Origin of the sequence: Streptomyces lancefieldiae, from assembly GCF_031845825.1 — a bacterium.
GTDB classification, from domain to species: Bacteria; Actinomycetota; Actinomycetes; order Streptomycetales; family Streptomycetaceae; genus Streptomyces; species Streptomyces lancefieldiae.
In genome coordinates this window covers 95,156-109,384 of record NZ_JAVRFH010000001.1, presented here as the reverse complement: position 1 = coordinate 109,384, position 14,229 = coordinate 95,156, and the positions used below count along the sequence as shown (strand labels likewise).

General features: G+C 73.1%; 11 protein-coding genes. 7 read left to right on the top strand and 4 right to left on the bottom strand.

Annotated features, from left to right (window positions below; translation table 11 throughout):
- Nucleotides 1-22 precede the first annotated feature (22 nt).
- From tal to RM812_RS00375, 6 genes are read left to right on the top strand one after another with little or no spacing between them, the layout of a single operon-like run.
- Nucleotides 23-1,192 carry a transaldolase gene (gene tal, locus RM812_RS00400; RefSeq protein WP_311570305.1) on the top strand — a complete coding sequence of 390 codons (1,170 nt, stop codon included), beginning with the start codon at nt 23-25 and terminating at the stop codon, nt 1,190-1,192.
- Nucleotides 1,189-2,967, top strand: a complete 1,779-nt coding sequence (gene zwf, locus RM812_RS00395; protein ID WP_311570304.1) for a glucose-6-phosphate dehydrogenase — start codon at nt 1,189-1,191, stop codon at nt 2,965-2,967. Before tal ends, zwf begins: the two co-directional genes overlap by 4 nt.
- Nucleotides 2,964-3,899 (top strand): glucose-6-phosphate dehydrogenase assembly protein OpcA, encoded by a 936-nt coding sequence (opcA, locus tag RM812_RS00390; RefSeq protein ID WP_311570303.1) that lies wholly within the window; start codon nt 2,964-2,966, stop codon nt 3,897-3,899. Before zwf ends, opcA begins: the two co-directional genes overlap by 4 nt.
- Entirely contained in the window at nt 3,892-5,556 is a 1,665-nt protein-coding gene (pgi, locus tag RM812_RS00385) for a glucose-6-phosphate isomerase (RefSeq protein WP_311570302.1), read from the top strand. The genes opcA and pgi overlap by 8 nt, the downstream gene beginning before the upstream one ends.
- A gap of 1 nt (nt 5,557) precedes the next feature.
- Nucleotides 5,558-6,439, top strand: coding sequence for a phosphogluconate dehydrogenase (NAD(+)-dependent, decarboxylating) (gnd, locus tag RM812_RS00380; RefSeq protein ID WP_311570301.1), 882 nt, complete (start codon nt 5,558-5,560; stop codon nt 6,437-6,439).
- Nucleotides 6,440-6,496: 57 nt separating this feature from the next.
- Entirely contained in the window at nt 6,497-7,960 is a 1,464-nt protein-coding gene (locus RM812_RS00375; RefSeq protein WP_311570300.1) for a membrane-associated oxidoreductase, read from the top strand.
- A gap of 517 nt (nt 7,961-8,477) precedes the next feature.
- On the opposite strand, the gene RM812_RS00370 is transcribed toward RM812_RS00375, so the two are convergent.
- From RM812_RS00370 to RM812_RS00355, 4 genes are all read right to left on the bottom strand, one after another.
- Nucleotides 8,478-9,710 (bottom strand): MDR family MFS transporter, encoded by a 1,233-nt coding sequence (locus RM812_RS00370; RefSeq protein WP_311570299.1) that lies wholly within the window; start codon nt 9,708-9,710, stop codon nt 8,478-8,480.
- The gene (locus RM812_RS00365; RefSeq protein WP_394816411.1) at nt 9,707-11,488 is read right to left on the bottom strand and encodes an ABC transporter permease subunit; all 1,782 of its coding nucleotides are present in this window, start codon (nt 11,486-11,488) and stop codon (nt 9,707-9,709) included. Before RM812_RS00365 ends, RM812_RS00370 begins: the two co-directional genes overlap by 4 nt.
- A 15-nt stretch (nt 11,489-11,503) precedes the next feature.
- Nucleotides 11,504-13,015 (bottom strand): ABC transporter substrate-binding protein, encoded by a 1,512-nt coding sequence (locus tag RM812_RS00360; RefSeq protein WP_311570297.1) that lies wholly within the window; start codon nt 13,013-13,015, stop codon nt 11,504-11,506.
- A 124-nt stretch (nt 13,016-13,139) separates the two neighbouring features.
- Complete coding sequence (locus RM812_RS00355) at nt 13,140-13,676, bottom strand: GNAT family N-acetyltransferase (protein ID WP_311570296.1); 537 nt, start codon at nt 13,674-13,676, stop codon at nt 13,140-13,142.
- A gap of 127 nt (nt 13,677-13,803) precedes the next feature.
- Between RM812_RS00355 and RM812_RS00350 the strand changes: the two genes are divergently transcribed.
- The gene (locus tag RM812_RS00350; protein ID WP_311570295.1) at nt 13,804-14,127 is read left to right on the top strand and encodes a hypothetical protein; all 324 of its coding nucleotides are present in this window, start codon (nt 13,804-13,806) and stop codon (nt 14,125-14,127) included.
- Nucleotides 14,128-14,229 lie beyond the last annotated feature (102 nt).

The following is a 14,229-nucleotide window of genomic DNA, read 5'->3' as shown; positions in this document are numbered from 1 at the left end:
CACAGAGAAGCAGAAAGAGAAGATGATCACTGTGACCGAAGCAACCGCGCCCGCGGGAGCACTGCGACGCCTGTCCGACGAGGGCGTCTCCATCTGGCTGGACGACCTGTCGCGGCGGCGGATCGAGTCCGGCAACCTCGCCGAGCTGATCGAGACGAAGAACGTCGTCGGCGTCACCACCAACCCGTCGATCTTCCAGGCCGCCATCGGCTCCGGCGAGGGCTACGAGGAGCAGCTCGCCGACCTCGCGACCAGGGGCGTCACCGTCGACGAGGCGGTCCGCATGATGACCACCGTCGACGTCCGCGCCGCCGCCGACGTCCTGCGCGAGGTGTACGACGCCACCGGCGGCCGGGACGGCCGGGTCTCCATCGAGGTCGACCCCCGCCTCGCCCACGACACGACGGCCACGGTCGCCGAGGCGCGGCAGCTGGCCTGGCTGGTCGACCGCCCCAACGCGATGATCAAGATCCCGGCGACGAAGGCCGGTCTCCCGGCGATCACCGAGGTGATCGGCGCCGGCATCAGCGTCAACGTCACGCTGATCTTCTCCCTGGAGCGCTACCGCGAGGTCATGGACGCCTACCTCGCCGGCCTGGAGAAGGCGCGGGCGGCCGGGATCGACCTGGCGGGCATCCACTCCGTCGCCTCGTTCTTCGTCTCCCGCGTCGACAGCGAGATCGACAAGCGCCTGACCCTGCTGGGCACGGACGAGGCCCTCGCCCTGAAGGGGAAGGCGGCCCTGGCCAACGCGCGACTGGCCTACGAGGCGTACGAACGGGTATTCGGCGCCGCCGGCAACGCGACCCGCCCCGGGGACCGGTTCGCCGCCCTGGCCGAGGCCGGCGCCAACGCCCAGCGCCCCCTGTGGGCGTCCACCGGTGTGAAGGACCCGGCATTCCGGGACACCCTGTACGTGGAGGAGCTGGTCGCTCCCGGCACCGTGAACACGATGCCGGAGGCCACCCTGAACGCCGCCGCCGACCACGGCGACGTACAGGGCGACACGGTCACCGGTGGTTACGCCCAGGCCCGGGCGGACCTCGCGGCCGTGGAGCGGCTCGGCATCTCGTACGACGAGGTGGTGGAGCAGCTGGAGCAGGAGGGCGTGGCCAAGTTCGAGGTCGCCTGGCAGGACCTGCTCGACGCCGTGACGAAGTCCCTCAACAGCAAGGGAGTTGACGGGGAATGAGCGAGGACCTTCCCGCTACGACGGTCCACGAGACCAAGGCGACGAAGGAGGCCAAGGAGGCCAGGACGGCCCAGGAGGCCGCCGGAGAGCCGCAGGCCGGTCAGGCCGAGGAGCCCCGCGCCGCCGGGACGCCCAGGGCGGCCAAGGCGGCCCGGACCTCCAAGAAGTCCGGGACGGCCGGCGCCGGCAAGGGTGCGAAGGCGGAAGGGGCGGACGAGAGGGCCGAGAAGGCCGTCGCCCCCGCGGCGCCCCTCGACTGGAGCAACCCCCTGCGCGATCCCCAGGACCGCCGCCTGCCCCGCATCGCGGGCCCGTCCGGACTGGTCATCTTCGGCGTCACCGGCGACCTGTCCCGCCGCAAGCTGATGCCGGCCGTCTACGACCTGGCCAACCGCGGCCTGCTGCCGCCGGGCTTCTCCCTGGTCGGCTTCGCCCGCCGGGACTGGGAGGACCAGGACTTCGCCCAGGTCGTGCACGACGCCGTCAAGGAGCACGCGCGCACACCGTTCCGCGAGGAGGTCTGGCAGCAGCTCTCCGAGGGCATGCGGTTCATCCCCGGCGACTTCGACGACGACGACGCGTTCGAACAGCTGCGCAAGGCCGTCGAGGAGCTGGACGCCTCCCGCGGCACCAGCGGCAACTACGCCTTCTACCTCTCGGTGCCGCCGAAGTTCTTCCCGAAGGTCGTCCAGCAGCTCAAGAAGCACGGGCTGACCGACGCCCCGGAGGGCTCCTGGCGCCGCGCGGTGATCGAGAAGCCGTTCGGGCACGACCTGGACAGCGCCCGCGACCTCAACGCGCTCGTGCACGAGGTCTTCGACCCGGAGCAGGTCTTCCGCATCGACCACTACCTGGGCAAGGAGACCGTCCAGAACATCCTGGCGCTGCGCTTCGCCAACCAGATGTACGAGCCGATCTGGAACCGCTCCTACGTCGACCACGTGCAGATCACCATGGCCGAGGACATCGGCATCGGCGGCCGGGCCGGCTACTACGACGGCATCGGCGCCGCCCGTGACGTCATCCAGAACCACCTGCTCCAGCTGATGGCGCTCACCGCGATGGAGGAGCCCGCCTCCTTCGACGCCGCCTCGCTGCTCACCGAGAAGCTGAAGGTGCTGCGCGCGGTGCGGCTGCCGGACGACCTCGGCGAGCACACCGTGCGCGGACAGTACGCCGGCGGCTGGCAGGGCGGCGCGCAGGTGCCCGGGTACCTGGACGAGGAGGGCATCGACCCGGCCTCCACCACCGACACCTACGCGGCGATCAAGCTGGGGATCGACAACCGCCGCTGGGCGGGCGTGCCGTTCTACCTGCGCACCGGCAAGCGCCTCGGCCGCCGGGTGACGGAGATCGCGGTCGTCTTCCAGCGGGCCCCGCACTCGCCGTTCGACACCACCGCGACGGAGGAGCTGGGCGAGAACGCGATCGTCATCCGCGTCCAGCCCGACGAGGGCATGACGGTGCGGTTCGGCTCCAAGGTGCCGGGCACGTCGATGGAGATCCGGGACGTGTCGATGGACTTCGCCTACGGCGAGTCGTTCACGGAGACCAGCCCGGAGGCGTACGAACGGCTGATCCTGGACGTCCTTCTGGGCGACGCCAACCTGTTCCCCCGTCACCAGGAAGTGGAAGAGTCCTGGCGGATCCTCGACCCGATCGAGGAGTACTGGGCCACGCACGAGCGGCCCGCGCAGTACGCCTCGGGCAGCTGGGGCCCGCGGGAAGCCGACGAGATGCTCGCACGAGACGGACGGAGCTGGCGCAGGCCATGAGGATCGACCTGACCGACACCACGGCAAGCAACATCAACAAGGCGCTGGTGCAGGGCCGCCGGGCCATCGGCACGCCGGCCGTGGGCATGGTCCTGACGATGGTGATCGTCACGGACGAGGAGAACGCCTACGACTCGATCAAGGCCGCCGAGGAGGCCTCGCACGAGCACCCCTCGCGCACCCTGGTCGTCATCAAGCGGCACGCCCGCAACCTGCGCGACCGCACCCTCTCGCACCTCGACGCCGAGGTCCGGGTGGGCTCCGAGGCCGGCACCGGCGAGACGGTCGTCCTGCGCATGTACGGCGAGGTCTCCGAGCACGCCGACTCGGTCGTGCTGCCGCTGCTGCTGCCGGACGCCCCGGTCGTCGTGTGGTGGCCGGTGGAGGCGCCGGACAACCCCGCGAAGGACCCGCTGGGCGCGCTGGCCCAGCGCCGGATCACCGACCTGTACGCGGTCGAGCGGCCGATGGAGGTCCTGGAGAAGCGGGTCCGCTCCTACGCGCCCGGTGACACCGACCTCGCCTGGACCCGGCTGACGCTGTGGCGCTCCATGCTGGCCGCGGCGCTGGACCAGGCCCGGGTGCCGGTGACCTCGGCGGTCGTGGAGGCCGAGGGGGACAACCCGGCCGCCGAGCTGCTGGCCCGCTGGCTGGAGGCCCGGCTGAACGTCCGGGTCGACCGGGTGATCACCGACGGACCGGTCGTCACGGCCGTCCGCCTCGGCACGGCGAACGGCGAGATCGTCATCGACCGGCCGGAGGGCCCGCTCGCCACGATGACCCTGCCCGACCAGCCCCCGCGCACCCTCGCGCTGAAGGTCCGCCCCACCTCCGAACTCATCGCCGAGGAGCTCAGGCGCCTCGACGCGGACGAGATGTACGCCATCGCCCTGCGCGGCGAGGCCCCCAAGGAGAACGCCGTCCATGTCTGACTCCCCGAAGCCGACCCGGCGGCCCGAGTGGACCGCCCTCAAGGACCACCGCGCGGGCGCGCTGCCCCACCCGGACCTGCGTGAGCTGTTCGCCGCGGACCCGGGGCGGGCGGAGCGGTACGTCGTGCGCGTCGGCGACCTGCGCATCGACTACTCCAAGAGCCTGGTCACCGACGAGACGCTGGCCCTGCTGCGGGAGCTGGCCGCCGCCACCGACGTGTTCGGGCTGCGCGACGCCATGTTCCGCGGGGAGCGGATCAACATCACCGAGGACCGGGCCGTGCTGCACACCGCGCTGCGCGCCCCGCGGAACGCGGTCGTCGAGGTCGACGGCGAGAACGTCGTCCCCAAGGTGCACGCCGTGCTCGACAGGATGGCCGACTTCGCCGACCGGGTCCGCTCCGGCGAGTGGACCGGGTACACCGGCAAGCGCATCCGCAACGTCGTCAACATCGGCATCGGCGGCTCCGACCTCGGTCCGGCGATGGCGTACGAGGCGCTGCGCGCCTTCACCGACCGCTCGCTGACCTTCCGTTTCGTGTCGAACGTGGACGGCGCCGACCTGCACGAGGCGGTCCGGGACCTGGACCCGGCCGAGACGCTGTTCATCGTCGCGTCCAAGACGTTCACCACCATCGAGACGATCACCAACGCCACCTCGGCGCGCTCCTGGCTGCTGGACGGGCTGGGCGGCGGCGAGAAGGGCGACGACAAGGCGGTCGCCCAGCACTTCGTCGCGCTGTCGACCAACGCCGAGAAGGTCGCCGGCTTCGGCATCGACACGGCGAACATGTTCGAGTTCTGGGACTGGGTCGGCGGACGGTACTCGTACGACTCGGCGATCGGGCTCTCCCTGATGATCGCCATCGGCCCGGACCGCTTCCGGGAGATGCTCGACGGCTTCCGCATCGTCGACGAGCACTTCCGCAACGCCGACGCGGAGGCCAACGCCCCGCTGATCCTGGGTCTGCTGGGCGTCTGGTACGGCAACTTCCTCGGCGCGCAGTCCCACGCGGTCCTGCCGTACAGCCACTACCTGTCGAAGTTCACGGCGTACCTCCAGCAGCTCGACATGGAGTCCAACGGCAAGTCGGTCGACCGCGAGGGGAACCCCGTGGAGTGGCAGACGGGGCCCGTGGTCTGGGGCACGCCGGGCACCAACGGGCAGCACGCGTACTACCAGTTGATCCACCAGGGCACCAAGCTCATCCCGGCCGACCTGATCGGCTTCGCCCGGCCCGTCGCCGAGCTGAGCGACGAGCTCAAGGCGCAGCACGACCTGCTGATGGCCAACCTGTTCGCCCAGGGGCAGGCGCTGGCCTTCGGCAAGACCTCCGACGAGGTCCGGGCGGAGGGCGTGCCCGAGGAGCAGGTGCCGCACCGCACCTTCCGGGGCAACCACCCCACCACGACCGTCCTGGCCACCGAGCTGACGCCCTCCGTCCTCGGCCAGCTGATCGCGCTGTACGAGCACAAGGTGTTCGTCCAGGGCGCGATCTGGAACATCGACTCCTTCGACCAGTGGGGCGTCGAGCTCGGCAAGGTCCTCGCCAAGCGCGTCGAACCCGCTCTGACCGAGGGCGCTGACGTGCCCGGCCTCGATCCGTCCACGGCCGCGCTGGTGGCCGCCTACCGTGAACTGAAGGAAGTGCACTGACATGCAGATCGGTCTTGTGGGTCTCGGCAAGATGGGCGGCAACATGCGCGAGCGTCTGCGCAACGCCGGCCACACCGTCGTCGGATACGACACCAATCCGGAGAAGGCCGACGTCGCCAGCCTGGTCGACCTCGTCGAGCAGCTCGACCGGCCGCGCTCGGTCTGGGTGATGGTGCCGGCCGGCGCCGCCACCCAGCACGTCATCGACCAGCTGGCGACCCTGCTCAGGCACGGTGACACCGTCATCGACGGCGGCAACTCCCGCTGGACCGACGACGAGAGGCACGCCGAGGAGCTGGGCAAGCACGGCATCAACTTCGTCGACGCGGGTGTCTCGGGCGGTGTGTGGGGCCTGAAGAACGGGTACGCCCTGATGGTCGGCGGGGAGAAGGAAGTCGTCGACGACCTCAAGCCGATCTTCGACGCCCTCAAGCCCGACGGCCCGTACGGCTACGTCCACGCGGGCAAGGTGGGCGCCGGGCACTTCTCCAAGATGGTCCACAACGGCATCGAGTACGCCATGATGCAGGCGTACGCCGAGGGCTGGGAGCTGCTGGAGAAGGTCGACTCCGTGGACAACGTCCGCGAGGTCTTCCGCTCCTGGCAGGAGGGCACGGTCATCCGCTCCTGGCTGCTGGACCTGGCCGTCAACGCGCTCGACGACGACCAGCACCTGGACAAGCTGCGCGGTTACGCGGAGGACTCGGGCGAGGGCCGCTGGACGGTCGAGGCGGCCATCGACAACGCGGTGCCGCTGCCGGCGATCACCGCCTCCCTCTTCGCGCGGTTCGCGTCCCGGCAGGAGGACTCGCCGCAGATGAAGATGATCGCCGCGCTGCGCAACCAGTTCGGCGGCCACGCCGTGGAGGCGGCGAAGAAGTAGCACGACGTGGTGGTAACACGTTGACGCGACCGGCCGGTTCGGGTCAGAGTCCCCGCGATGGAGACCAACGACCTGACACCGGCCGAGGCGCGTGTATGGCGGGCGTTCGCCACGGGCGAGGCCGTGGACTTCCGGGCCGCGGCGGACGAGGACGCCGCCGACGGCGGGACCTGGGGCCCGGAGCGGACCGTGCGTGCCTCCGTGCTGCGGGCCCTGCTCCTCGCGGGCCCGCAGCGCGAGGGCGAGACGGCCTCGCTCAGTGTGGCGGGCGCGCGCGTCACCGGCCCCCTGGAGCTGCCGTACGCGACGGTCGACCACCCGGTGCGGCTGCGGCACTGCCACTTCGACGAGGTACCGAGGCTGTACGCGGCGCGGCTGCGCGAGCTGAACCTGAGCGAGTCCGTGCTGCCCGGGCTGATCTCGCACGCGGTCCGGGTGGACGGCGTACTGCGGCTGACCCGCACCCGGTTCGGCGGGATGGTCCGGCTCGGCGGGGCCGAGGTCACCGGCAGCCTGTACCTGGAGAGCACCCGGATCGACGCCCCGGACGCCGAGGGGCCGGTGCTCCAGCTCAACCAGGCCGTCCTCGGCGCCGACCTGTGGGCCCCCGGACTGCGCACGCGCGGGCAGGTACGGCTCACCGGCGCCTCCGTCTCCGGGACGCTCAACCTCAGGGACGCCGATCTCGACGCGCCCGACGGCGCAGCCCTGGACGCGCAGAACCTCGTCGTCGGCTCGGGCGTCGGCGCCTCGTGCCTGCGCGCCCGCGGCCGGGTCGACTTCCGGGGCGCCCGCATCCCGGGCACCCTGGACCTGCTGCACGCGAGCCTGTCCCGGCCCGGCGGCACCGCGCTGCGGGCGAGCAGCTGTGTCATCGGGGAGCTGTGGCTGCGGCGCGGCGACCGCGTCGTGGGCGCCCTCAACCTGCGCCGCTCCCAGATAGACATCCTCACCCTCGGCCCGGAGATGCTGCCCGACGAGGTGTACCTCAGCGACCTCACCTTCACCGCCCTGGCCCCGCACGAGCCCGCCGAGCGGCGGCTGCCGATGCTGGAGCGGGACGGCGACGGCTATGTTCCCTACGCCTACGAGCAGTTGACGGCCGCCTACCGCAGGATCGGCGACGACGACGCGGCCCGGCGGGTCCAGCTCGCCAAGCAGCGCCGGCAGCGCCGCACCCTGCCCTGGTACGGCAGGGCCTGGGGCCTGCTCCAGGACGCCGCCGTCGGGTACGGCTTCCGTCCGCTGCGGGCCGGCGGCTGGCTGCTGTCGCTGCTCGCGGTCGGCTCGGTCACGTACGGCCTCCGTCCCCCGCCACCGCTCAAGCCGGCCGAGTCCCCGGACTTCGACCCGGTCTTCTACACGCTCGACCTGCTGCTGCCGGTCATCTCCTTCGGCCAGGAGAACGCCTTCGCGCCCGAGGGCGGGTACCAGACCCTGTCGTACGTCCTGATCGTCATGGGCTGGATCCTGGCCACCACGGTCGTCGCGGGCGTCACCCGCAGCGTCAGCCGGCAGTGAACCCGCGGGCCGCATGCCGGGCGGTCGGCGGGACGGCGGTCATCACCACGCCGGCGCGCGCAGTGCGGCGAACAGCCCGATGCCGCCGCGAGCCGAGCATCCGGCACACCACGGCCAGGCCCAGCCCGGCGCCACGCCCAGCCCGGCCGCCCCGAACCCCCGCCCTCCTGGGGACCCAGCCGCCGACGACCAGCGCACAGCCACATGGCAAGCGGCACCACACCCGGCCCGCTGTCGCACCCAGCCCAGCCGCCCCGAACCCCTGCCCTCCTGCGGACCCAGCCGCCGACGACCAGCGCACAGCCACACGGCAAGCGGCACCACACCCGGCCCCCTGCCGCACCCAGCCCAGCCACGCCGGACACCCAGGCGATGACGCCCCCGGGTGCCCCAGCCACCGGCATGCAGCGGCACCCCCACGGCGAGCAGCGGCCGGGACGGCCGGCGGCGTCCGTACCCGTCCCCGGGACAAGCGGCCCGCGCCCCGCCCCACGACCTGCCGGGAACACGCCGCCGGTCAGGGGCGTCGCGGCAGGAGCCCCACCGCCGCCAGCGGTACGGCGGCCAGCACCAGCCACGGCACGGCGACGGGCAGCCCGCTGTCCAGCAGGAGGCCGGTCGCGGAACTGCCCGCCAGCACGACGAGTCCCGAGACGGAGGACAGCGCCCCCGTGTACAGCCCGAGCCGCCCCTCCTCGGCGAGGTCCGGCACCCAGGCGCGGGCGACGGGCGCGACCAGCATCTGCCCGAGGGTGAGCAGCACGACGAACCCGGCGGCGGGAACCAGTCCGCCCGCCCCCGTCCACCCGGCGGGCCGCGCGAACGCGACGCCGGCGAAGCCGGCCCCGATCAGCACCAGCCCCGCCACCATCGACCGGCGCGGCGCCAGCCGCTCGCCCGCCCACCGGGTGACCGGCAACTGCGCGGTCACCACGAGCAGCGAGGACAGCGCGAACAGCCAGGCCAGCGGCGCCTGGGACCCCGCGGCCCGCTCCACCTCGGCGGGCAGGGCCAGGTAGAGCTGGTTGTAGGCGAGCAGATAGGCGCCGTACGCGCAGCACAGCGCGAGGAAGCGCCGGTTGCGCAGCAGCAGCCGCACCCCGCCCTCCACCCGGGTGCGGGCGCGCCCGGGAATGTGCTGCGGCAGCAGCCACGCGTGCCCGGCGAGGACGAGCACGAAGACACCGGCCCCGGCGAGGCACACCGTACGGAAGTCGACGGCCAGCAGCAGGGCCCCCAGCAGCGGCCCGACGAAGGCCCCCGCCTGCCCGGCGACGGTGAACAGCGCGAGCACCCTGGTCCGGTCCCCGCCGCCCGCCTCCTCCCGGGCGACGGCCTGCCGGGCCACCTCGGACTCGACGGCCGGCGAGAACAGCGCGGCGGCGAACCCGATGAGCAGCACCGCCCCGATGACCGCCCAGGTCCGCTCGGCGAACCCGAGCCACCCGAACCCGGCGATCCGCAGCACGCACCCGGCGAGCACGACGGGCCGGATGCCGTACCGGTCCGCCAGCGCCCCGCCGACCACGAACAGCCCCTGCTGGCTGAAGGTCCGCAGCCCGAGCACGAACCCGACCAGCCAGCCCGCCATGCCGACGGACTGCCCGAGGTGCTCGGCGAGGAAGGGAAGGACGGCGAAGAAGCCTATGTTGAAGGCGAGTTGGGTGAGGATGAGCAGCCGGAGCAGCGGGGAGAGCGGGGCGCCGCGCCCTGCAGCCTTCGCGAGCCGGCCGGTGGACAGCGAGGTCATCGGGCTTCGACCAGCTCCTTCTCCAGCACAGGCTGGGGAACGACGGCCTGGGACGTACCGCGAGGACGCCGCCGCCGGGGCAGGCGCAGTCCGCCCGCGGCGGTGACGGCGAGGGCGCCGAGCAGGGCCAGGACGGCGGCGGGGGCGAGGACGGCCCAGGGGGCGCGTTCGGCGTAGGGCTGGTTCTCGGCGAGGAGCAGGCCCCACTCGGGGGACGGCGGCTGGGCGCCCAGGCCGAGGAAGCCTAGCGAGGCGAGCGCGAGGGCGACACCGGGGAGCCGCAGCAGGGCGTGGCGCAGGACGGGCGGCAGGACGGCGGGCAGCAGTTCGTGGCGCAGCAGGTGCCACCGTCCGGCGCCCAGCCCTCTGGTGGCGGTGATGTGCAGGGTGGCGCGTTCCTGTCGGAGGAGGGAGGAGGTGTGCGCGGCGAGCGGCGCCCAGGCGACGGCGCCCACGGCGAACGCGGGCGTGGCCGCCCCGCTCCCCGCGACCGCGGTGACGAGGAGGGCGACGAGCACGGGCGGTACGGCGTTGACGGTGTCGACGAGCGGCGCGGAGATGCGGGGCACGAGTCCGAGGAGTACGCCCGCGAGCAGCGCGGCGGCACTGATGGCGGCGGCGAACAGCAGGGTGTCCAGGGCCCCGTGACCGACGCGGGCGAGCAGGTCGCGGCCGAGGGCGTCGGTGCCGAAGGGATGGTCGAGGGAGGGGGCTCGCAACCGTTCCCCCGTGTCGAGGGCGAGCGGGTCGCGCGGCAGGCCGAGCCCGACGACGGCGAGCAGGACGGCGCCGTAGAGGAGGGCCAGCAGTCCGCCGGCGGGCGGGGTGGGCCGGTGCAGGGAGGACAGGGCGCCGTCGCGCAGGGCGGGGCCGGTGAGCAGGCGGGCCGCGAGGCGGGTGGCGCCGGTGGCGAGCGCGCCGAGGAGCACGAGGGCGAGGGTGCCGGCCTGGAGGACGGGCAGGTCCTGGGCGAGGGCGGCCTGGAGGGTGGTGCGGCCGAGCCCGGGGATGTCGAAGACCTGCTCGACGGCGACGGCTCCGCCGGTGAGGCCCACGACGAACAGTGAGAGGTTGGGCAGCAGCGCGGGCACGCACCGCCGCAACGCCTGGCGGGCGATGCGCCGGCCGGTCAGTCCCCGCGCGGCGGCGGCCAGCGCCCAGGGCTCGCCGAACGCGCCGGGCAGCAGGTCGTCGAGGAGCCGCCCGAGCACGGCCCCGGCGGGCAGCCCGAGGGCGAGCGCGGGCAGCACGGTCCACTGGGGCCCGTACCACCCCAGCGCGGGCAGCCACCCGAGCTGCACCCCGACGACGGTGGCGAGCACGGAGGCGACGAGGAACTCGGGCAGCGAGGCGATCACGGCGGAGGCGGTGCCGCCGCGCCGCCGCCCGTCGAGCCGCCGCCGCGCGCCCAGGCGGAGCGTGCGGGTGCAGATGAGCCCGGCGGTGAGGCAGGCGACGACGAGCGCCACGGCCATCAGCATCAGGGAGGCACCGAGCGCCTGGAGCACGTCGGGCAGGACATCGCTCCCGGAGATCCACGACTGCCCGGCGTCGCCGCGCACGAGCCCGCCGAGCCAGCGGGTGAGCACCTGCGCAGGCCCCCCGTCGAGCCCGAGTTGCTCACGGATGTCGGCGAGCACCTCCGGTGTCGGATCACGTTCGGCCGACCGCGCCTTGAGGACGGTGTACGCCGGGTCGGTGCGGGTGAGCCACGGCAGCAGCCCGATCCCGCACACCAGCCCGGCCGCGAGGACGACCCGCCACACCACGGTGGCCATCCGCTGCCGCACGGCTCAGCGCCGCGTGCCGGTGCCGACGAGGGTGCGCTCGTACGGCTCGAGGACCACGCCCTGTACGGAGTCGGCGATGCCGGTGATGATCCGCTGGTGCACGAGGGGGACGACGGCGTCGCTGCCGAGGATGCGTGCCTCGGCGGCCATGGCGGCGTCCTGCCGCTCGTCGGTGTCGGCGGTCTGCTCGGCCTTGGCGACGGCCGCGTCGACGTCCTTGTCGCAGAGCTGGGCGATGTTGAAGCCGCCGTCGCAGGTGTAGTCGCCGGCGAGGACGGCGACGGGGTCACCGGTGTCGACGAGGGTGTTCCGGGCGAGGACGAACGCGTCGAACTTCCCCTCCAGGGCGTCGCTCTCCAGCCGGGAGTACTCACGGACGGTGAGCTTCACCTTGAACCCGGCTTTCTCCAGTTGCTGCTTGACCACCTGGGCGACCTCGGGCAGTTCGGGCCGGTTGTCGTAGGTGGCGAGGGTGAGTGTCCGGCCGCCCGCCCTGCCGGCCGCGGCGCGTCCGACGGGCGCGGTCCGCTTCCCCTCGGCCCAGGTCACGGCGGGCCCGTAGATGCCGGCACCGGGGTCGGCGTACCCCTCGTACACGTCCTTGGCGAACACGGAGGTGTCGACGGCGGCACGGGCGGCGGCCCGCAGCCCGGCGTCCTCGAAGACCCCGGAGGAGGCGTTGAGGAGCAGGCTGGTGGTGCGGGTGGTGGCGGTGTCGCGCCGCGTGTCCTTGTCGAGGGTGGCGGCCTGGGCGACGGGTACGGCCTCGGCGATGTCGAGCTCACCGGTCCTGAGGGCGTTGGCGCGGGCGGTGCCGTCGGCGATGAAGCGGGCGTCGATCCCGGAGGCCTGGGCGCGTCCGCCCCAGTAGTCGTCGAACCGGTCGAGGGTGGCGGAGGTGGCGCCGTTCACCTTGGTCAGCTCGAAGGGGCCGGTGGCGTGGCCGACGGGGTCGACGCGGTCCTCGCCGGCGTAGGCCTTGGCGGACAGCACGGCGAGGCTGGGACTGGACAGCCGCAGCGGCAGTACGGGATCGGGCTCGGCGGTGGTGATCCGTACCACCCGCTCGCCGTCGGCCTTGGCGGTGAGGGTGACGCCGGCCAGCGCGGCGGGCGCGGGCTGGGCGTCGGTGGCGTGGGTGAGGGAGTCGGCGACGGCGGCCGGGGTGACGTCGCCGCCGTCCTGGAAGGTGGCGTCGCGGAGCGTGAACTCCCAGGCCTTGTCCCCGTCCCGCCGCCAGGACTCGGCGAGCGCCGGGGCGGCTGAGCCGTTGGCGTCGAGGGCGGTGAGGCCCTCGGTGACACCGAGCCGGCTGAGGAGGGTGGCGTCGGCGCCGTACGGGGAGAAGTTCTCGGCGGGCGGGAAGGCGAGGGCCACGCGGAGGCGGGAGCCGCCGTCGTCGCCGCCGGAGCCCGAGTCGTCACCGCCGCCGGAGGCGAAGCAGCTCGATATCAGCGGGAGGAGCAGGAGGGAGGCGAGGGGGGCGAGCAGCCGGGGGCGGCGGTGGGAGCGCATGGTCCTCGGTTCGATCGGGTGCGTGGTGAGCGGGTCGGGCGAAGGCGGCGGGCGCGGGGGCACTGGCGGTGCGGCGAACGGAAGCCTACCTGGCAATCATTTCCATTACCGTGCCGGCCACCCCTCACCCCATGGGCACGTCGAAGTGCACGACCCGCTGCCCCCCGCCCGCGTCCTCCCGCTCGTCGTGCACGACCTTGGCGAGCGACCGCCAGAAGGGCTCGGCCCCGGTGACACCCGGGTCGGTGTGCAGATACACGGCCCGGTAACCGCCGTCCGCGGCGGCGAACGCCAGCAACTCGTCGACCAGCCGCCGCGCCAGCCCGCGCCGACGGTGCTCGGGCCGCACGTACACCCGCCGCAGTTGTGCGGTGACGCCGGAGGGGTAGCGCTCGGCGACGTGGCGCGGGTTCGGGGGGTGGGCGGGCCCCCGGGAGTCGAGCGCGGCGGTGGCGACGACCTCACCGGCCCCCTCCACCGCGACGAGGAGGGTGTGCCGCTCCGGGCTCAGGTACGCACCGGCCGGGTCGATGATGTCGCCGTGCCAGCGGGGCACGTATCCCGTGCCGAAGTCGCGGTAGACGGTGTCGAGCATGACGGCTCGGGCGGCGTCCAGGTCGGCGGGGGTTGCTGTCCTGATGCTGTAGTCCGGAGTGCGCACTTGCACATCATATGCAGGAGCGTCTTCACGCTGGTCAGGCGGGGAGGGTCGGGCACCGACACCATGTGCTGCGACCAAACATCCCAAAGGGCCGGGCGCGTCTCGCCCGCTGATCTACGGTGACGTCATGACGACGAAGCCTCTCCCCGACCTCACTCCCACCGGCACCTGCTGGTGCGGCTGCGCCAAGAAGACAGGCGCCGGGTCCTTCTTCGCACCGGGACACGACAAGGTCGCGGAGGCGGCGCTCCTCGCGGCCGAATACGGCTCGTCCGTCGCCCAGTTGCTGCACGGCCACGGGTACGGCCCGGGACACTCGGTGAGCGCACGCGCCGTGGCCGAGGGAGCGTGGCAGACATGCCCGTCCTGCGACTACGTCGGCGCACCGGCGAGCATCGTCAACCACAGGAAGAAGGCACACGCGGCTGCTTCCGCCACCGAACAGGGCTGAGGAACGGCACGATGACGGAGCTCACCTCCGGCCGGCGCGCCGACCCCGAGAAGGCAGTGCGTACGAACGGCGGGTCCTGGGACACAGAGCGCGGTCTGTGTG